The organism is Jatrophihabitans sp. YIM 134969 (assembly GCF_054456675.1).
In genome coordinates this window covers 58,842-76,953 of record NZ_JBTJEQ010000016.1, presented here as the reverse complement: position 1 = coordinate 76,953, position 18,112 = coordinate 58,842, and the positions used below count along the sequence as shown (strand labels likewise).

At 71.3% G+C, this 18,112-nt stretch carries 16 protein-coding genes and 4 tRNA genes; 5 read left to right on the top strand and 15 right to left on the bottom strand.

The genetic code is table 11. The annotated features are described in order from the left end of the window. Positions 1-102: 102 nt before the first annotated feature. The 6 genes from ACXR2U_RS10695 to ACXR2U_RS10670 form a co-directional block, all read right to left on the bottom strand. Positions 103-3,429 carry a glucodextranase DOMON-like domain-containing protein gene (locus tag ACXR2U_RS10695; RefSeq protein WP_458824994.1) on the bottom strand — a complete coding sequence of 1,109 codons (3,327 nt, stop codon included), beginning with the start codon at positions 3,427-3,429 and terminating at the stop codon, positions 103-105. 156 nt (positions 3,430-3,585) lie between these two features. Beyond that, on the bottom strand, positions 3,586-4,299 hold the full coding sequence (gene rplA / locus ACXR2U_RS10690; RefSeq protein WP_458824993.1) for a 50S ribosomal protein L1: 714 nt from the start codon (positions 4,297-4,299) through the stop codon (positions 3,586-3,588). 118 nt (positions 4,300-4,417) lie between these two features. Beyond that, the gene (rplK, locus tag ACXR2U_RS10685) at positions 4,418-4,849 is read right to left on the bottom strand and encodes a 50S ribosomal protein L11 (protein WP_458824992.1); all 432 of its coding nucleotides are present in this window, start codon (positions 4,847-4,849) and stop codon (positions 4,418-4,420) included. Positions 4,850-4,899: 50 nt separating this feature from the next. Then, the gene (gene nusG / locus ACXR2U_RS10680; RefSeq protein ID WP_458824991.1) at positions 4,900-5,781 is read right to left on the bottom strand and encodes a transcription termination/antitermination protein NusG; all 882 of its coding nucleotides are present in this window, start codon (positions 5,779-5,781) and stop codon (positions 4,900-4,902) included. Between the two features lie 57 nt (positions 5,782-5,838). Continuing rightward, positions 5,839-6,375, bottom strand: a complete 537-nt coding sequence (gene secE / locus ACXR2U_RS10675) for a preprotein translocase subunit SecE (protein ID WP_458824990.1) — start codon at positions 6,373-6,375, stop codon at positions 5,839-5,841. 93 nt (positions 6,376-6,468) lie between these two features. Next, positions 6,469-6,541, bottom strand: a tRNA-Trp gene (locus ACXR2U_RS10670). A gap of 169 nt (positions 6,542-6,710) precedes the next feature. On the opposite strand from ACXR2U_RS10670, the gene ACXR2U_RS10665 reads away from it, so the two are divergent. Then, a complete protein-coding gene (locus tag ACXR2U_RS10665; RefSeq protein WP_458824989.1) occupies positions 6,711-7,955 on the top strand; it encodes a pyridoxal phosphate-dependent aminotransferase in 1,245 nt (414 codons plus the stop codon). Positions 7,956-8,070: 115 nt separating this feature from the next. Here ACXR2U_RS10665 and ACXR2U_RS10660 read toward each other — a convergent pair whose 3' ends face one another. The 7 genes from ACXR2U_RS10660 to ACXR2U_RS10630 all read right to left on the bottom strand — a co-directional run bounded on the left by ACXR2U_RS10660 (position 8,071) and on the right by ACXR2U_RS10630 (position 11,378). Beyond that, positions 8,071-9,579 (bottom strand): M1 family aminopeptidase, encoded by a 1,509-nt coding sequence (locus ACXR2U_RS10660; protein WP_458824988.1) that lies wholly within the window; start codon positions 9,577-9,579, stop codon positions 8,071-8,073. Further along, positions 9,557-9,991: a MaoC/PaaZ C-terminal domain-containing protein gene (locus ACXR2U_RS10655; protein WP_458824987.1), complete on the bottom strand. Its 435-nt coding sequence runs from the start codon at positions 9,989-9,991 to the stop codon at positions 9,557-9,559. Before ACXR2U_RS10655 ends, ACXR2U_RS10660 begins: the two co-directional genes overlap by 23 nt. Further along, complete coding sequence (locus ACXR2U_RS10650; RefSeq protein ID WP_458824986.1) at positions 9,988-10,434, bottom strand: FAS1-like dehydratase domain-containing protein; 447 nt, start codon at positions 10,432-10,434, stop codon at positions 9,988-9,990. The genes ACXR2U_RS10655 and ACXR2U_RS10650 overlap by 4 nt, the downstream gene beginning before the upstream one ends. Positions 10,435-10,466: 32 nt before the next feature. Continuing rightward, the gene (rpmG, locus tag ACXR2U_RS10645; RefSeq protein WP_458824985.1) at positions 10,467-10,631 is read right to left on the bottom strand and encodes a 50S ribosomal protein L33; all 165 of its coding nucleotides are present in this window, start codon (positions 10,629-10,631) and stop codon (positions 10,467-10,469) included. Positions 10,632-10,697: 66 nt separating this feature from the next. Beyond that, positions 10,698-10,771 (bottom strand) — tRNA-Met (locus ACXR2U_RS10640). A gap of 79 nt (positions 10,772-10,850) precedes the next feature. Continuing rightward, a tRNA-Thr gene (locus ACXR2U_RS10635) sits at positions 10,851-10,923 on the bottom strand. 373 nt (positions 10,924-11,296) lie between these two features. Next, positions 11,297-11,378, bottom strand: a tRNA-Tyr gene (locus ACXR2U_RS10630). A 94-nt stretch (positions 11,379-11,472) separates the two neighbouring features. Between ACXR2U_RS10630 and ACXR2U_RS10625 the strand changes: the two genes are divergently transcribed. Continuing rightward, positions 11,473-11,964: a YajQ family cyclic di-GMP-binding protein gene (locus tag ACXR2U_RS10625; protein WP_458824984.1), complete on the top strand. Its 492-nt coding sequence runs from the start codon at positions 11,473-11,475 to the stop codon at positions 11,962-11,964. A 78-nt stretch (positions 11,965-12,042) separates the two neighbouring features. Here the strand turns inward: ACXR2U_RS10625 and ACXR2U_RS10620 are convergent, their stop codons facing one another. Continuing rightward, a complete protein-coding gene (locus ACXR2U_RS10620; protein ID WP_458824983.1) occupies positions 12,043-12,492 on the bottom strand; it encodes a hypothetical protein in 450 nt (149 codons plus the stop codon). 424 nt (positions 12,493-12,916) lie between these two features. Between ACXR2U_RS10620 and ACXR2U_RS10615 the strand changes: the two genes are divergently transcribed. From ACXR2U_RS10615 to rarD, 3 genes are read left to right on the top strand one after another with little or no spacing between them, the layout of a single operon-like run. Next, complete coding sequence (locus ACXR2U_RS10615) at positions 12,917-14,794, top strand: 2-oxoacid:acceptor oxidoreductase subunit alpha (RefSeq protein WP_458824982.1); 1,878 nt, start codon at positions 12,917-12,919, stop codon at positions 14,792-14,794. Then, on the top strand, positions 14,791-15,846 hold the full coding sequence (locus ACXR2U_RS10610) for a 2-oxoacid:ferredoxin oxidoreductase subunit beta (protein ID WP_458824981.1): 1,056 nt from the start codon (positions 14,791-14,793) through the stop codon (positions 15,844-15,846). Before ACXR2U_RS10615 ends, ACXR2U_RS10610 begins: the two co-directional genes overlap by 4 nt. Next, positions 15,831-16,790 (top strand): EamA family transporter RarD, encoded by a 960-nt coding sequence (rarD, locus tag ACXR2U_RS10605; protein WP_458825021.1) that lies wholly within the window; start codon positions 15,831-15,833, stop codon positions 16,788-16,790. The genes ACXR2U_RS10610 and rarD overlap by 16 nt, the downstream gene beginning before the upstream one ends. Positions 16,791-16,800: 10 nt before the next feature. On the opposite strand, the gene ACXR2U_RS10600 is transcribed toward rarD, so the two are convergent. Next, complete coding sequence (locus ACXR2U_RS10600) at positions 16,801-18,075, bottom strand: FAD-binding protein (RefSeq protein ID WP_458824980.1); 1,275 nt, start codon at positions 18,073-18,075, stop codon at positions 16,801-16,803. Between the last annotated feature and the right edge of the window lie 37 nt (positions 18,076-18,112).

Here is an 18,112-nt window from a genome sequence, read left to right as displayed (position 1 = left end):
TCAAGAATGAATGACCACTCGACGGGGAAGGTGCCCACTCGCCCGACCTCGCAAGGCGAGCTGTCCGTTCCCGCGCCACTCGACCGGGCGTGGGCGACCGCGCTACGGGAGGGTGAACCCGTGGACGACGACCGGACCCGCGGTCGGGTCGAGCTCCGCCGCCTGGGAGACCCCGGCCGGCGGGATGGTGTCCATCACCTTCGGCACGGTCGAGGGGTCGACCGCGCAGATCGGTGAGGTGTCACCCGCGGCGCAGACGCCGAACTGGTAGGCCCCCGGGGTCGACTGGAAGCCGCGGGCGTTGTCGGGGCTGAAGCCGTCCTGCCCGGTGAGGGTCACCGAGAACGACCAGCCCGAGCCCGGCGTCGCACCTCCGAAAGCCGACTTCGGCGCCACGATCGTGATGTACCGGCTGATCTGGTTGCCGGTGATCGTGAGCGAGCCCAGGGTCGTGCCCGCCGCGTCGACGAAGCGCTGTCCGAAGCCCTGCGCCTCGATCAGCTGCGTCCACGCCGGGTCGACGGTGTGGTTGCGCTGCGCGAAGGACGCGGCGCTCGAGGTCGGGGTGACGCCCGGCTGGGTGACGTACAGGTCGACCAACTGCGCCCCGAGCGCCGAACCGAACGTCGGGGTGAGGTCGCGGGTCTGCACCCGGAAGGTCACGGTGTCGCCGCTGTCGTAGACCTGGAAGTTCGTCAGGTCGTAGGCGCCGGCGTGGAAGTCACCGGCCGTCGGGTACTGGTACGTGCCCGGGCCGTTGTCGTCACCGGTCGGGTCCGACGTCTGGTACACCAGCGTGCCGTCGACGACGTCGGCGAACACCGTCCGCAGCTGCGAGGCGGTACCGCCGTCCGGCGCGGTGGAGGTCACGACCAGCGCGTTCGACCCCGGCGCGAGGGTCACCGGCACCGAGAAGCGGCCCTGGGCACCGACCTTCGTCGTCGCGATCGTGGTGACGCCGTTGCGGTCGGTCGCGACCCGGGCGACGTCGACCTTCGCCCCCGGCACGGCCGTGCCTGTGACCCGGATCGTGCCGGTGCCGGGCGACTGGTCGGCGGGCGAGGTCACGGTCAGCGTGGTCGACGCCTGCTGGCGGTCGACGTAGCGGGCCGTGGTCACCGTGGGCTTCTCCAGCGCCTCGCCGGCGGTGAGGTCGGCGACCAGCCGGACCAGCGACGACACCCCCCAGGTCAGTGGAGCGGTCGAGCCGTTCGGCTTGCCGTTGACGAACCCGATCGAGGCGGTCGTGGGGTCGCTGCCGTACGGCGCGCGGGGCACGGCCGGGCCGGTCCACGCCTGCTCGGGCACGAGCCCGACGCCCGCGGACTGCGCCACGATCGCCTTGGCCAGTACCCCGCCGGCCGCCGCGTCGCCGGTCAGCAGGCTGTACTCGCCCCGCTCGGAGGCCAGCACCGGCCAGATGCCGCCGGTCCCCTTGTCGCTCGGAGCCCACGGCGCACCGAGGACGGAGCACTCGGCCTGCGGGTTCGGGTCGGGCCGTGGGATGCAGTCGCCGTAGCCGTCGCCGTTGTACCGCAGCCAGCCGGGGCCGGTCCTGGTCGAGCGCTTGATGGTCGCGTCGACCACCTCCAGGGAGTTGGCCAGCACCGGGTCGCTCGGCGACATCGCGCCGAGCCGCACCAGGTCGAGGAAACCTGCGTCGACGACCTCGCGCTGGTCGAGGGTCGGCCCACCGTTGCCCACGTTGTAGCTGATCGCGGCGTTCGGGTCGCCGGTCTTCGACAGCCGGATGAAGTACGGCTTCTTCGACAGCGGCCCGTTCGTCGTCACCGCCCAACCCTGGACGGAGCGCTGGTAGGTGTCGGCGGTCGCGAGGAAGACGCGCGACGACGCGGCGTCACCCTGCTGCGCGGCGATGGTGCCGGCGGCGACCAGCCCGGCGATCTCCGCGGCGATGGTCGACGGTGAGTAGCCGCTCTGCTCCTCCCACCGTTCGACACCGAACGCCGGACCGTGCGCGACGAGGTAGTCGGCGGCGGCCCGCACGTGCGGCCACAGGGTCTTGTCGCCGCCGAGGCCGGACTGCTGGGCCATGAGGATCGGGAACGCGACCTCGTCGGGTTGCACGTTGAAGGAGTCCGGCGCGGTCTTGCCGTTGAGCAGGGAGTTGCGGGGGAACGAGCCGTCGGCCTGCTGCTGGCGCAGGAAGAGGAACCGGACGGTGTCGCGGGCGGTGGCGAGGTCGCCGGCGGTGTAGAGCGCCGACCAGGTCTGGTACAGGTCGCGGGCGAACACCTCGCGGTAGGACCCGAAGTAGGTGTTCGCGGGGTCGCCCGCCGAGACGGCCTGCCCCCACGGGCTGCCGAGGCCCGCCACGATCGCGCCCGGGAAGGTCTTGTCCTCGCTGGCCTTCACGACGTTCGCGGCGATGAAGTACCGCCGCGCCGCGGCGAGGGAGTCGGTGAGGTTCAGACCGGGCAGGTGGTACGACGGCGGGTTCAGCGTCACCTGGTCGTAGTCGGTCCAGCCCTGCACGTAGCGCTGCAACATCGCCGCGGTGTCGGCCCGCGCGCTGGTGCGCGCCGTGGCGACGGCGCGGGCCTGCGTGGCCGCGACGGCGACGGTGAGCGTGCTGTCGCCCTGGTCGTCCAGGGTGACCGCCGCGGTCTGCTCGACGTTGCCGCCGTTCGCGGTGTCGGTGACCGGCGTCAGCTGGTGGGCGGTGTCGAGCTGGGTGAGGCCGTCGCTCGCGGTGCCGACGAACCCGCTGCTCACGGCGCCGAAGGTGCGGTCGCCGGCCAGGGCGACGTAGGTGGGCTGGGCGTAGTCGCGGTTGGCCGCGTTCGTCGCGGTCACGGTGTCGTAGGTGACCGGGACACCGGAGGCGTCGACGAGGGCGGAGTCCTTGCCGCCGTTGCCGGTCCCGCCACCGCCGTTGCCACCGGCTGTCGCGTCGAGGCGCACGTACAGCTTGTAGGCCGCCGCCTTGGGCTTCAGGGCCTGGTACCGCACCCGGGACACCACGCTGGCGCGGTCGGGGTCGGTGAAGTAGGTCGTCGTGATCCGGTACGCACCGCTCTTGGCGGTCGCGACCACGGTGCACGACATGCCGGTGGCGTCGGAGCTCACCGTGTAGGTGGTGTCGCGTTGCTGCAGATCGGTGAAGGTGCTGCCGTCGGTGACCAGGTACTGCATGGTCTCGACGTTCGTGGTGTCGACGGTTGGTGCGTAGACGTCGGAGAGCACGCCGTCGGCGACCGTGAACCAGATCTTCGACGTCGTGGTGCGCGAGGTGCCGACACAGTCCTTGCGCGACTGGTCGAAGTGCGAGAGGGCGCCGGGGCCGTCCGTGGCCTCCGCCGCGGAGGCCGGGGCGGCACCGACGAGGGTGGCCGCCACGAGCGCGGTGACGGCCGTGGCCGTGGTGAGCAGGGCGGGCAGGGCGGAGCGCGACGGTGCGCGGAGCATGGGCAGACCTCGACGTTGACGCGGTGGGAGGGAAGCTCATCAGAAACCCTCAGGTGCCGGTTCGTCAACGACCGGTTCCCGGCGGAATGTCCCCCGGGACGACGCGAGCCCCGATCCGAGGTGGCGGATCGGGGCTCGCAGTCGAGCGGAGGCGGATCAGGCGACCGGCGCGTCCTCGGTGAGGTTCTTGACGCGGTTGACGTCGACCGGGATGCCGGGGCCCATGGTCGTCGAGAAGACGACCTTCTTGAGGTACCGGCCCTTCGCCGCGGACGGCTTGGAGCGCAGCACCTCGTCGAGGGCGGCCGCGTAGTTCTCGACCAACTGCTGCGGCGAGAACGACGCCTTGCCGATGATCATGTGCAGGTTGGCCTGCTTGTCGACGCGGAAGCTGATCTTGCCGCCCTTGATGTCCGTGACGGCCTTGGCGACGTCCGGGGTGACGGTGCCGGTCTTGGGGTTCGGCATCAGGCCACGCGGGCCGAGGATGCGGGCGACCCGGCCGACCTTGGCCATCTGGTCCGGGGTGGCGATCGCGGCGTCGAAGTCGAGGAACCCGCCGGTGATGTCGGCGATGAGGTCGTCGCTGCCGACGCGGTCGGCTCCGGCGGCCTCGGCGGCGGCGGCGTTGTCACCCGTGGCGAACACGATGACGCGCAGCGTCTTGCCGGTGCCGTTGGGCAGCGAGACCGTGCCGCGGACCATCTGGTCGGCCTTGCGGGGGTCGACGCCGAGGCGCATCGCGACCTCGACGGTGCTGTCGAACTTGGTGGTCGAGGTCTCGGTGGCGAGCGTGGCCGCCTCGAGCGGGGTGTAGACCTTCGCCGGGTCGATCGACTCGGCGGCCTTGCGGTAGGCCTTGGAACTCATGGTGCGACTGCCTCTCTTCCAGGGGATCCCTGGGTCCTGTGGTGTTGACGGCCGCCCACCGGGTGCGGGCGACCTCCCACTGACCACCGCCTCGTGCGACGGTCAGACGTGACCGGACTCAGCCGGAGACGGTGATGCCCATCGACCGGGCGGTGCCGGCGATGATCTTCGCGGCCTGGTCGATGTCGTTGGCGTTGAGGTCCTCCATCTTGGTCTGCGCGATCTCGCGGACCTGGGCCATGGTGACCGTGGCGACCTTCTTGGTGTGCGGCTCGCCGCTGCCCTTGTCGACACCCGCGGCGGCGAGCAGCAGGCGCGCGGCCGGCGGGGTCTTGGTGACGAAGGTGAAGCTGCGGTCCTCGTACACCGAGATCTCGACGGGCACGATCTGGCCGCGCTGGGACTCGGTGGCCGCGTTGTAGGCCTTGCAGAACTCCATGATGTTGACGCCGTGCTGTCCGAGCGCGGGGCCGACCGGCGGCGCCGGGTTCGCCGCGCCCGCCTTGATCTGGAGCTTGATGACGGCGGTGAGCTTCTTCTTGGGAGGCATGACTCTTCTTCTTCTGGGTTGCGGTTTCTACCGGGACGACGGGCGGACGGTCAGAGCTTGGAGACCTGGTTGAACGACAGCTCGACCGGCGTCTCGCGGCCGAAGATCGACACCAGCACCTGCAGCTTCTGGTGCAGCGGGTCGATCTCGCTGATGGTGGCGGGCAGGGTGGCGAACGGGCCGTCCATGACGGTGACCGACTCGCCGACCGTGTACTCGACCTCGACGACCGGCGCGCCCGCCTCGGCGGCCTTGCCGCCGGTGGCGACCCGCTCGGCCTTCTGGGAGGCCGGCGCGAGGATCTTGACGACCTCGTCGATGGTCAGGGGTGAGGGCCGCGAGGTCGCGCCGACGAAGCCGGTGACGCCCGGGGTGTTCCGGACGGCGCCCCACGACTCGTCGTTGAGGTCCATCCGCACCAGGATGTAGCCCGGGAAGACCTTGCGCTGCACCTGCTGGCGCTTGCCGTTCTTGATCTCGACGACCTCTTCGGTCGGGACCTCGATCTGGAAGATGTAGTCCTCCATGTCGAGGGAGACGATCCGGCTCTCGAGGTTCGTCTTGACCTTGTTCTCGTAGCCCGCGTACGAGTGCACGACGTACCAGTCACCGAACGCCGTGCGCAGCTCGCGCCGCAGGACCTCGACCGGGTCCTCTTCCTCGCCCTGGTCGGCCTCCTCCGTCGCGGTCACGGCCGCGGCGTCGGTGTCGTCCTCGTCCGGCGTCTCGTCCTCGTCGGCGGGGCCACCGAGGTCGACGTCGTCGGTCGCGTCGACGTCCTCGCTCTCGGCGCCGGTGAGGTCGCTCGCGGGCTCGTCGACCGGCGGCAGCTCGGACGAGTTCGCCTCGAGCAGCGCCGAGGCCTCGCGCGCGGCCGCGCTGCGGTTCTGCTCGGCGGTGGCGAACGGGTTGTTGTTGTCGAAGTCAGACACGAGTGGAGTTTCGATTCCTTGCGTCGGGTGCGGGTGGGAGCGGCGACGGGAGCGTCGCTACTCCCCGAAGACCAGGAGGACGAGCTTGGCGAAGCCGAAGTCGAGTCCTCCGACGATCGAGATCAGGACGGCCACGAAGATGATCACGGCGACCGTGTAGACGATGAGCTCGCGGCGGGTCGGCCACAGCACCTTGCGCACCTCGGCGACGACCTCGCGGACGAACCGCAGCAGCGCCGCGAACGGGTTGCCGGTCCGCTGGTCCTTCGGCCGCCGCGCGCGGGTGCTGGGGCGGGCCTTGGTCGCGGTGCCACCGCCCGCCTTCGCGGTGCGCTTCTTGGTCAGCGTGGTGCCGGACGCCTCGCGGTCGTCCTCGTCCTCGTCGTCCTCGTCGCGGTCGGCCTCGTCGAGCTCCGAGGAGTCCTCGGCGGCCAGGTCGTCGTCGACGAGGTCGTCGTCGGTCTCGTCGACGTCCACCTCGTCCTCGGGGAGGGCGCCGTCGGACAGCAGCCGGTCGTCGTCCTTGGACAGCCGGGCTTTGCGGCCCTTGTCGGAGCCGGAGCGGTCGGGAAGACCGGATGAGGCGGTGGGCACCGCGTGACTCCTCTCCGTGATCCGACCCTCGTGGTCGGATCCGACGCGTGGACGAACGGACCTGCTGACGAACCGTGACGACTGCTGACTACGCAGGGGCGACAGGACTCGAACCTGCAACCGCCGGTTTTGGAGACCGGTGCTCTACCACTTGAGCCACGCCCCTTCGGCGCGCGCCGAGCCCCGTCCACCACCGGGTCACCCTGGCGGCGAGCGCATGCTGACGCAGAGCCACCAGGACTCCGCCCCACAGTGTACGGGTTCCGGACACCCCCGAGCCACCGGCCGCGTCCCCACCCTGGCCCACCCCGGTCCGACCATCGGGGTCTGGGACCATGGGAGCCATGTCCGCGAGTCCTGCCGCCTCCGAGAGTGCCCGCCCCAGCCGTCGCGTGTCAGCCCGCGTCGGCGCGATCGCCGAGTCCGCGACCCTCGCGGTCGACGCCAAGGCCAAGGCCCTCAAGGCCGCCGGGCGCCCGGTCATCGGGTTCGGCGCGGGCGAGCCCGACTTCGCGACCCCCGACTACATCGTCGAGGCCGCCGTCGCTGCCTGCCGCGACCCCCGCTTCCACCACTACTCCCCCGTCCCGGGCCTGCCCGAGCTGCGGGAGGCCATCGCCGAGAAGACCGCCCGCGACTCCGGCTTCGAGGTCGGCTCGGCGCAGGTGCTGGTCACCAACGGCGGCAAGCAGGCCGTCTACAACACCTTCGCGGCGCTGCTCGACCCGGGCGACGAGGTCATCGTCCCGGCGCCGTACTGGACCACCTACCCCGAGGCCATCGCCCTCGCCGGCGGCGTCACCGTGCCGGTCGAGACCGACGAGACCACCGGCTACCGGGGCACCATCGACCAGCTCGAGGCGGCCCGCACCGAGCGCACCAAGGTGCTGCTGTTCGTCTCGCCGAGCAACCCCACCGGCGCCGTCTACCCGCCCGAGCAGGTCGAGGCGATCGGGAAGTGGGCCGACGCCCACGGCCTCTGGGTCGTCACCGACGAGATCTACGAGCACCTGGTCTACGGCGACGCCGTGCACGTCTCGATGGCCACGGTCGTCCCGGAGCTCGCCGACCGCATCGTCGTGCTCAACGGCGTCGCGAAGACCTACGCCATGACCGGCTGGCGCGTGGGGTGGGCCATCGCTCCGCTCGACGTCGTCAAGGCGATGTCGAACCTGCAGTCGCACGCGACCTCCAACGTCGCCAACGTGTCGCAGGCGGCCGCGCTCGCCGCGGTCCGCGGCGACCTGTCGGCCGTGGCCGAGATGAAGCGCACCTACGAGCGGCGCCGCGGACTGGTCACCTCGATGCTCAACGAGATCCCCGGCGTCACCTGCCCGACACCCGAGGGCGCGTTCTACGCCTACCCCCAGGTGAAGGGCCTCTACGGCCGGCCGCTGCGGGGCCGGGTCGCCTCCAACACCCTCGAGCTCTCGGAGATCGTCCTCGACGAGGCCGAGGTCGCGTTCGTCCCGGGCGAGGCCTTCGGCACCCCGGGCTACCTGCGGGTCTCCTACGCGCTGTCCGACGACGACCTGGTCGAGGGCATCAGCCGGTTCCAGAAGCTGGTCGCCGAGAGCTGAGGCCCACGGCCGGGCTCACCCCCCGCGTCCGGGGGGAACTGGTGAGTGGGCACCTCCTGCGCCGAGTGGGCGGAAATTTCCGACCACTCGACGGGAGAGGTGACCACTCGCCGGATCAGCGCGCGAGGGCTCCGGCCTGCTGCAGCACCCGGACGGCGGCCGGGAGGTCGGCGAGCGCCTTCTGCAGGTCGGCGGGGTCGGCGACCGTCCACGCGTTCTCCGCGACGTAGCACTGGATCGCGGCGTCGAACGCCGGCGCACCGGCGGCGGCGCGGGCGGCGAACAGGGCGGCCGAGCCCTTGTCGTACGTGGTCGAGTAGTAGCCGCTGACGTCGTCGCCGTAGTCGGCGGTGGGCTTGTCGACCGGGGTGTCGTCGGTCGTGAGGATCGCCGGAGGTGGCGGGTCGGAGTCGAGGACCTGCTCCCCGAAGCTCGCGAACGCCTCGTCCAGCCACGCGTGCTGGGCCTGCGAGTTGCCGACCATCGCGTAGAACCACTGGTGGGCGGTCTCGTGCACCGCGACCAGCCGCGAACCGTCCAGCATGAGGATCGCGCCGGGGTACTCGATGCCGCCGCCTGACGCCGGCAGCCGGGCGACGGCCAGCGACGGGAACGGGAACGGGCCGAACTGTCGTGACAACCCGGTCAGGGCCCGCTCGAACTCCGGCTGCAGCTCCGACACCAGGGCCGAGCTCGGGGCGCCGATCCGCAGTGCGACCGAGCGGCCGCCGCCGATGTCGACCGTGGCGTCCGCGGTCTCGAACGGTCCGGCCGCGACCGAGACGTCCCGGGCGGCGTCGAGCTGGGCCGACCAGGTGCGCGTCGAGCCCGATCCGCTGGACGTCGTGGGGTTGCCGCTCATGATCACGACGTCGGCCGCCGGCGCGGTGACGGTGAGCGTGGTGTCCATCGCCTCGCTCGTGGCGCTCTCGGCGGTGAACTGGATCAGCGGCTCGTCGTGCCAGCCGTACCCCCGCTCCCAGGCGAGCAACGGGTGCGCCGAGGCCCACCACGCGAAGCCCTCCTGCCGACCGAAACGGTCGAACGAGCCCTGCCCGAGGGTGGTCGTGAACGAGATCCGCGCGGTGACCGTGGTGCCCGCGGCGACGGGGTCGGCGAAGGGGATCGTGAGCAGGCCGCCCTGCGTGTCCGGGTCGGCCCCCGCCCGCTCGTAGGTGGCGGCGCCGCCGCCGTGGTCGGCCTCGGCCGCCGTGACCTGGATGCGGTTGCCCTCCTGGACCGACGGTGCGGTGTTCGCGGTCAGGCGGAAGACCAGTCGGTCGATCTGCGCGTCGGGGGTGAACGCGATGGTCTCGACGCCCTCGACGCTCGCGTGGTCGGCCGCCAACACGTATTTCAGGTCGAGGACCGGGCGGTCCGGGTCGGGTGCGGTGTAGGTGGCGCACCCGTTCGCGGGTTGCGGCGAGGTGGTGGCCGACGGCGAGGACGGCGCAGCCGACGACGGGTCGGTGGGCGCGCCCGAGGCCGCGGGACCCGCGGTGCGCCGGGCGCTCCCGGAACCGTCGACGGTCGCGGTGCAGCCCGCGAGCAGGCAGGCCGCGGCGGCCGCGGCGAGGGCCGCCCGGCGCCCCGGGCGGGCGTCAGCCGAGCCGGACGACCGCACGGGCCTTGGCGAGCACGGTCTTGCCGTCGAACCGGGCGTCGAGGTCGACGGTCACGCGGTCGCCGTCGATCGACCGGATCTTGCCGCCGAACTCGACGGTCGCCCCGTCGGCGCCCGCGGGGCCGTCGTCGGGCACGGGCACGGGGCGGGTGAAGCGGACGCCGTAGCTCTCGACCCGGGAGGGGTCGCCCGCCCAGGCGGTCACGACGCGGACGGCGTGGGCCATGGTGAGCATGCCGTGGGCGATGACGCCCGGCAGTCCGACCTCGGTGGCGACGCGGTCGTTCCAGTGGATGACGTTGAAGTCGCCGGACGCCCCGGCGTAGCGGACCAGGTCCGCGCGGTGCAGCGTGACGGTGATCGACGGCAGCGGGTCGCCGACCGCGAGGTCCGAGAGGGCGGGCGCGCTCACGCCGTGCCCCGCGCGACCAGGGTCGACCAGGCGGAGAACACGGGGGCACCCGCGGCGTCGGTGACGTCGGTGCGACTGGTGATGAGGTCGTTGCCCGCCATGGCGGAGATCGACTCGACCGTGACGGTGGCCGCGAGCTCGTCGCCGGCGTGGACCGGGCGCGAGTACTCGAACCGCTGCTCGCCGTGCACCACCCGCGACCAGTCGAGGCCGAGGTCGGGGTCCTCGATGACGCGGGCGGCGCTGGGCGTCGTCACCACGATCCCGAAGGTGACCGGGGCGACCAGGTCGGGGTGACCCGCGGCGCGGGCGGCGTCGAGGTCGTGGCAGAGCGGGGAGGTCTCACCGGTGGCGGTGGCGAACTCGCGCACCTTCTCGCGACCGACCTGGTAGGAGCCGACGGCCGGGTAGGTCCGGCCGACGAACTCCTCCGACAGCGCCACGCCGCGCCCGCTCCGTCGTCAGCGATCCGCGGTCAGCGGGTCTCGCGGTGCTCGGTGTGCTTGCCGCAGTTCGGGCAGAACTTCTGCAGCTCGAGACGGTCGGGGTCGTTGCGGCGGTTCTTCTTGGTGATGTAGTTGCGGTGCTTGCACACCTGGCAGGCCAGGGTGATCTTCGGACGGACGTCGGTGGCGGCCACGGGAGGCCCTCTCTCGTTGGAACGGACGGACCTGCGGGTCGGAACCTGCGGTCCTGGGACTGGCAGTAGCGAGGGCCGGACTTGAACCGGCGACACAGCGATTATGAGCCGCTTGCTCTACCAGACTGAGCTACCCCGCCATGGCCAACGCCGGGCCCGAGGCACCGATTCCACGGCCTCGCGGGCCACGCTCGGCGCCCTCGGTCACGACGCGGGTCGAGCCCCCTTACGGAATCGAACCGTAGACCTTCTCCTTACCATGGAGACGCTCTGCCGACTGAGCTAAGGGGGCGGCAGCAGCAACCGGATCTCTCCGGTCGAGCCGAACGACGAGGCTACACGAGCCCCCACCTCGCGTCGCACACGAGGGGTTGCACCCGGTCCGAGCCGGGCGCGGGCCCGGCGCGGACCAGACCGGGCCCGGGCAGGAAGAAAGCCTTGACGACCGCACGGGGGGATGATCATCAAGGCTTCGGGGTGATCTTCACACGTTCCCCACGAACCCAGCAAGTCACGATCAGGTCACGGCCGGGCGTGGCGACTGGCGCGTCGCGCCCGGGCTCTGCTTGTCCAGACGGACTCCGCACTGCCCGACGCACGCTCGGCGACCCTCAGACGACTCGAGCCGCCCCCGGTGGCGGAGGCGGCTCGTCGGTCGTGCTGGGTGGCGGGTGTTGGGTTCGAACCAACGTAGGCTGAGCCGACGGTTTTACAGACCGTTCCCTTTGACCACTCGGGCAACCCGCCGTGACAACGGTCGGGAACTCTACCGGAGCGGCTGGCGCGTGTCGGAGACAGTGCCCGACCGCCCCGCTCCGCTGACACGAGGAGACACACCGCCATGGCCGACGCGTCGTTCGACGTCGTGAGCAAGGTCGACCACCAGGAGATCGACAACGCCCTCAACCAGGCCGCGAAGGAGTTGAACCAGCGCTTCGACTTCCGGGGCACGAACGCCACGATCGAGTGGTCGGGCGACGACGCCGTGACCCTGCGCGCCGACACCGAGGAGCGGGTGCGGGCCGCCCTCGACGTGTTCAAGGACAAGCTGGTCAAGCGGTCGATCTCGCTCAAGGCCCTCGACGCCGGCGACCCGAGTTCGTCGGGCAAGTCCTACGTGCTGCGGGCCTCGATCAAGCAGGGCATCGAGTCCGAGGTCGCGAAGAAGATCGGCAAGAGGATCCGGGACGACTTCCCCAAGGGCGTCCAGGCGCAGATCCAGGGCGACCAGTTGCGCGTCAGCGGCAAGAAGCGTGACGACCTGCAGGCGGTCATCGCCATGCTCAAGGGCGAGGACTTCGGCGTCGCCCTGCAGTTCGAGAACTACCGGTAGCCGGGCTCACCCGCAGACGACGACGGCCGCGACCCCAGCAGGGTCGCGGCCGTCGGTGCGTTCGCAAGGTGGAGCGCCTCAGGCGGCCCACCGGAAGCTCGACATGAGCGCCTCGATGCGGCGCGAGAGTTCGGGGTCGGTCGGCACGCGGCCGTGACCACCGGTGCTGACACCGGCGCCGGTGCGCACCGAGAACTCGGCGAGCAGCGCGAGTTGACCGTCCGGGGCCGGGACGATGTACCGGACCGCGACGTCGTCGTCCTCGGGGTCGCCGAAGCCGTCGACGACCTCGGCGGCGACGCAGTCGTCGTGCAGCGGGACCGCGAGCGGGGCGTCCTCGTCGAGCAGGCCCACGGTGATGACGGCGCTCACCGACTGCAGGTCACCCTCGTCGACCACGGCCGACGACAGCACCGCGAGCAGCGGCGCACCCTCGACCTCCTCGGGCAGCCCGGCCTCGTCGGGCGTGGCGACCAGCCAGTCCCGGCAGTCCATCTCGAACGCCGGCAGGACGACGTCTCCGTGCACAGCACACCCCCGTGTCGACTTGCACGATTCACGGTGACCGCGGACTGCGACCACCCTTGACGACCGTAGGAAGCACTCCGTCCTCCGGCATGGGTCGTGTTACCCAACGTGGCAGCTCGGGGACCGCCCGTAAACTCAAGAACTTGCGGGTGTCTTGCGCCAGGCCCCCCGCATTTCCGGACATTCCCGGGCACTCGTCGCGATATCCCACGACGCAACTTCCTGCACCGCAGTGACCGGACAGAGGAAGACGTCCGGTACGTCCGGTCCACACCCACCGGCGAGGGGCGGGAGAGGGCTGGCGGACGGCCTCGAGACAGCCGGAGTCGGCCGAGGACGGCCGGGGACCGCCCGGGTGGACGCGGCGACCGGTGAGCCACCAGACACAACACGACCGTCACCTGCTCCTAAGATCGAGGTAACCATGGACACGTACGCGCCCGCCCCGACCCAGACCCTCGACCGGGTGGTCATCCGCATCGCGGGCGACTCCGGCGACGGCATGCAGCTGACCGGTGACCGGTTCACGGCGGAGACCGCGTCGTTCGGCAACGACCTGTCGACGCTGCCCAACTTCCCGGCCGAGATCCGGGCACCTGCCGGCACCGCGGCCGGGGTGTCGTCGTTCCAGCTGCACTTCGCCGACCACGACATCCTCACCCCCGGTGACCGCCCCGACGTCCTGGTGGCGATGAACCCGGCCGCGTTGATGAGCAACCTCGCGGACCTCCCCCGCGGCGCGACGATCATCGTCGACACCCACGACTTCACCGAGCGGGCGCTCGCCAAGGTCGGACAGGCGACCAACCCGCTCGAGGACGGCCGGCTCGAGGGCTTCACGGTCCACGCCGTCGACCTCACCCAGCTCACCGTCGACGCCCTCGCCGCGGGCGAGCTGTCGTCGCAGCTGGGCCGCAAGGAGGCGTCGCGGTCGAAGAACATGTTCGCGCTGGGGCTGCTGTCGTGGATGTACCACCGGCCGACCGAGGGCACGCTCGCGTTCCTCGCCCGCCGGTTCGGCAACAAGCCGATGGTCGCCCAGGCCAACGAGTTGGCGTTCAAGGCCGGCTGGAACTACGGCGAGACCACCGAGGCGTTCGCGGTCTCCTACGAGATCAAGCCGGCGGCCATGCCCGCGGGGCTCTACCGCAACATCACCGGCAACACGGCGCTCGCCTACGGGCTCATCGTCGGGGCCCGCCTCGCGAAGCTCCCGCTGTTCCTCGGCGCCTACCCGATCACCCCGGCGTCGGACATCCTGCACGAGCTGTCCAAGCACAAGAAGCTCGGCGTGAAGACCTTCCAGGCCGAGGACGAGATCGCCGGTGTCGGCGCCGCTCTGGGCGCGAGCTTCGGCGGTGCGCTCGGCGTCACGACGAGCTCGGGCCCCGGCATCGCGCTGAAGTCCGAGACCATCGGCCTCGCGGTCTCCCTCGAACTGCCGCTGGTCATCGTCGACATCCAGCGCGGCGGGCCGTCGACCGGCCTGCCCACCAAGACCGAGCAGAGCGACCTGCTGCAGGCGATGTACGGCCGCAACGGCGAGGCGCCGGTGCCGGTGATCGCGCCGCGATCACCCGGCGACTGCTTCGACGCCGCGCTGGAGGCCGTCCGGATCGCGACGACCTACCGCACGCCGGTGTTCCTGCTCTCCGACGGCTACCTCGCCAACGGCTCCGAGCCGTGGCAGCTGCCCTCGATGGCGACGCTGCCGGACCTCTCGCCGGGAGCGCAGTTCGCGACCGGCCCGAACGACCCCGACGACGAGGGCAACTTCCTGCCCTACCTGCGCGACACCGAGACCCTGGCGCGGCCGTGGGCCGTGCCGGGCACACCGGGCCTCGAGCACCGCATCGGCGGTATCGAGAAGGCCGACCGCACCGGCAACATCTCGTACGACCCCGACAACCACGACTTCATGGTCCGGACCCGCCAGGCCAAGGTCGACGGCGTGCGCGTCGACCCCACGTGGGTCGAGGACCCCGACGGCACCGCCACCACACTGGTGCTCGGCTGGGGTTCGACCTTCGGCCCGATCGGTGCCGCGGTCCGCCGGGTGCGCCGCGCGGGCCAGCCGATCGCGCAGGCCCACCTGCGCAACCTCAACCCGTTCCCCGCCGATCTGGGCGAGGTCCTCGCCCGGTACGAGCGGGTCGTCATCCCGGAGATGAACATGGGCCAGCTCGCGCTGCTCATCCGCGGCCGCTACCTGGTCGACGCCATCTCCGTCACGCAGGTCCGTGGCATGCCGTTCAAGGCTGCGGAACTGGCCGAGCAACTGCAGGGAGTGATCGACCGATGACCGACCTCTCGACGACCGACGCCGGGTCAGGCCGCGCGCCGCTCGGCCTCAAGGCCAAGGACTTCAAGACCGACCAGGAGGTCCGCTGGTGCCCCGGGTGCGGTGACTACGCCGTGCTCGCCGCCGTGCAGGGCTTCATGCCCGAGCTGGAGATCCCCCGCCACGACATCGTGTTCGTGTCGGGCATCGGCTGCTCGTCGCGCTTCCCGTACTACATGAACACCTACGGGATGCACTCGATCCACGGTCGGGCCCCGGCGATCGCCACGGGCCTCGCCTCGGCGCGTCCGGACCTCTCGGTCTGGGTCGTCACCGGCGACGGTGACGCCCTGTCGATCGGCGGCAACCACCTCATCCACGCGCTGCGCCGCAACGTCGACATGACGATCCTGTTGTTCAACAACCAGATCTACGGTCTGACCAAGGGGCAGTACTCCCCCACGTCGGAGATCGGCAAGGTCACCAAGTCGACCCCCTACGGGTCGCTGGACCAGCCCTTCAACCCCGTGTCGGTCGCACTCGGCGCCGAGGCGACGTTCGTGGCGCGCACGCTGGACTCCGACCGCAAGCACCTGCAGTCGGTCCTGCGCCGCGCGGCCGAGCACAAGGGCACGTCGCTGGTGGAGATCTACCAGAACTGCAACATCTTCAACGACGGCGCGTTCGACCTGCTGAAGGACTCCGCCACCCGGGCCGACTGGATCGTCCCGATGGAGGACGGCGCCCCGGTGCGGTTCGGCGCCGACGGCGACAAGGCCGTCGTCCGCCGGCCCGACGGTTCGCTCACCGTCGAGGAAGGCGTCGCCGACGACGACCCGCGTGTGGTCGTCCACGACTCGCACGCCGACGACCCCACCGCGGCGTTCGCGCTGTCGCGGCTCACGTCGGGCGAGCCGCGGTACACGCCGATGGGGGTGTTCCGCGACGTCTCCCGCCCGACGTACGGCGAGCAGCTCGTCGGCCAGATCGACGCGGTCCAACAGGGCAACCCGCCGAGCGACGACGACTACGACGCGCTGCTGCGCGGCAACGACACCTGGACCGTCGGCTGAACGAGTCCCGGCCCACGGGATCGACGGCCCGCGCCGGACTGCTCTACGGCGTTCTCGCCTACCTGCTCTGGGGTTCGTTCCCCGGGTACTTCCCGCTGCTGCGGCCGGCGAGCGCGCTCGAGGTGCTGGCGCACCGCGTGGTGTGGTCGCTGGTCGTGATGCTCGTCGTCGTCGTGGTCACCCACCGCGGCGCGGCGGTGCGGGCGGTCCTGCGCAACCGGCGGCAGCTGGTGTGGCTCTCGGTCGGCGCCGCGTTCATCGCGGTCAACTGGGGTGTCTACATCTGGGGCGTCTTCGAGCACCGCGTGGTCGAGACCTCGCTCGGCTACTTCATCAACCCCTTGGTGACGATCCTGCTCGGCGTGGTCGTCCTCGGCGAACGGCTGCGACCGTTGCAGTGGGTAGCGGTCGCGATCGCGTCGGCCGCGATCGTCGTCCTCACCGTCGGGTACGGCACGTTGCCGTGGATCGCCCTGGTGCTGGCGTTCTCCTTCGGCACGTACGGCCTGGCCAAGAAGCAGGCCGACGTCGACGCCGTCGAGTCGCTGACCGTCGAGACGCTGGTGCTGACCCCGTTCGCCGTGGCCACGCTGGTCGTGATGGCGTGCCTGGGACGTTCCACCTTCACCACCGACGGATTCGGCCACAGCGCCCTGTTGGCGTCCGCGGGTCTGGTGACCTGCGTGCCGCTGCTCTGCTTCGGCGCGGCCGCCAAGCGGCTGCCGCTCTCGACGGTCGGGCTGCTGCAGTACCTGACCCCGGTGCTGCAGTTCCTCTACGGCGTGGTCATCGACGGTGAGCGGCTGTCGACACTGCGCCTGGTCGGGTTCGGGCTGGTCTGGATCGCACTCGTCGTGCTGGTCGTCGAGGGCCTGACCCGGTCGCGCCGCACCCGCCACCGCCGTCCTCCCGCCGCGCTCGACCCCGTCGACACCGCGGTCTGAGCGGGCGGCCTCAGCGCTGCAGGTACCGCGCGGTGAACGCGTTGCCGAACTTGTCCTCGGGGTCGAACCGCGCGACCAGCGCGGTGAAGTCGGCGAGGCGCGGGTAGGCCGCGCGGACGACGTCGTCGGGGATGGTCGCGACCTTGCCCCAGTGCGGACGCGGGGACAGGTCGGCGATCGCGGCCTCGATCGCGCCCAGCACCGGACGGACCCGGTCGATGTCGCGGACCCACGTGAAGTGCAGGCCGACGGTGTCGCGGCCGTGGCTGGGTGACAACCACAGGTCGTCCGCGGCGATGGTCCGCAGCTCGAACACCATCAGCACGCCGGGGAACCGGTCGGCGAGCCCGCGCAGCGCGACCAGGGCGGCGGCGGTGTGCTCACGCGGGAGCAGGTACTCGGCCTGGATCTCCTCCCCACTGCTGGGCGTGAACTCGATCCGGAAGTGCGGCAGCCGCGCGTTCCACGGGCCCGGCACGCCGAGTTGCTCGGTCGCGCCGGCGGTGTCCTCCCCGACGATCGGGTGCTGGGGCTCGGCGGCCCGGCGTCCACCCAGCCAGTCGTCGGGGTGGTCGGTGAAGGCGTCGACCCGGCTCTTGGTCCACACCTTGTCGACGACGTCGGGGCGGCTCCAGTCGGTGAACACGCTGACGCTGTAGGCGCTCGCCATCACGTCGTCGACCTCGGCGAGCAACCGCTCGAACGGGACGTCCTGCCAGAGGTCCTGACGCACGTCGTAGGTCGGCTGGGTGTCCAGCGTGATGCGGGTGACGATGCCGAGCGCGCCGAGGGCGAGCACGGCACCGCCGAAGACGTCGGGGTTCCCGGAGCGCGAGAGCGTCACGAGTTCACCGGTGGCGTCGACGAACTCCACGGCGCTCACGGCCGTCGGCAGGTTGCGGTTGGTGTTGCCCGAACCGTGCGTGCCGGTGGCGCACGCCCCGGCCACGGCGATGTGCGGCAGCGACCCGGTGTTGTGCAGGGCCCGCCCGGCCTCCTGCAGCGCGGCGCCGACGACGGCGTACGTCGCCCCGGCCGGGACCGTCGCCGCACCGGTCTCGGCGTCGATCTCGATCCCGCCGGCGAGGTCACGCACGGCCACGAGGACGCCGTCGGTGTCGACGATCCGATTGAACGAGTGTCCGGAACCCAGCGCCCGGATGCGGCGGCTCGACGCCACCAGCTCCTGCAACTCGGAGACCTCGGTCGGACGGATCAGCTCCGTCGGGGTGAACGTGACGTTGCCGGCCCAGTTGTGGAGGGGCCCGGCGAGAGGAGGCAGCACTCCTGCATGGTGCCCCGCGCCGCGCACCCGCCCGACG

Bases quoted from the DNA above. Each gene is read 5' to 3' on its own strand.
- ACXR2U_RS10615 (WP_458824982.1), top strand. From the start codon at position 12,917: ATGGACACGTACGCGCCCGCCCCGACCCAGACCCTCGACCGGGTGGTC.
- ACXR2U_RS10610 (WP_458824981.1), top strand. From the start codon at position 14,791: ATGACCGACCTCTCGACGACCGACGCCGGGTCAGGCCGCGCGCCGCTC.
- rplK (WP_458824992.1), bottom strand. From the start codon at position 4,849: ATGCCTCCCAAGAAGAAGCTCACCGCCGTCATCAAGCTCCAGATCAAG.
- ACXR2U_RS10625 (WP_458824984.1), top strand. From the start codon at position 11,473: ATGGCCGACGCGTCGTTCGACGTCGTGAGCAAGGTCGACCACCAGGAG.
- rplA (WP_458824993.1), bottom strand. From the start codon at position 4,299: ATGAGTTCCAAGGCCTACCGCAAGGCCGCCGAGTCGATCGACCCGGCG.
- ACXR2U_RS10665 (WP_458824989.1), top strand. From the start codon at position 6,711: ATGGGAGCCATGTCCGCGAGTCCTGCCGCCTCCGAGAGTGCCCGCCCC.
- ACXR2U_RS10695 (WP_458824994.1), bottom strand. From the start codon at position 3,429: ATGCTCCGCGCACCGTCGCGCTCCGCCCTGCCCGCCCTGCTCACCACG.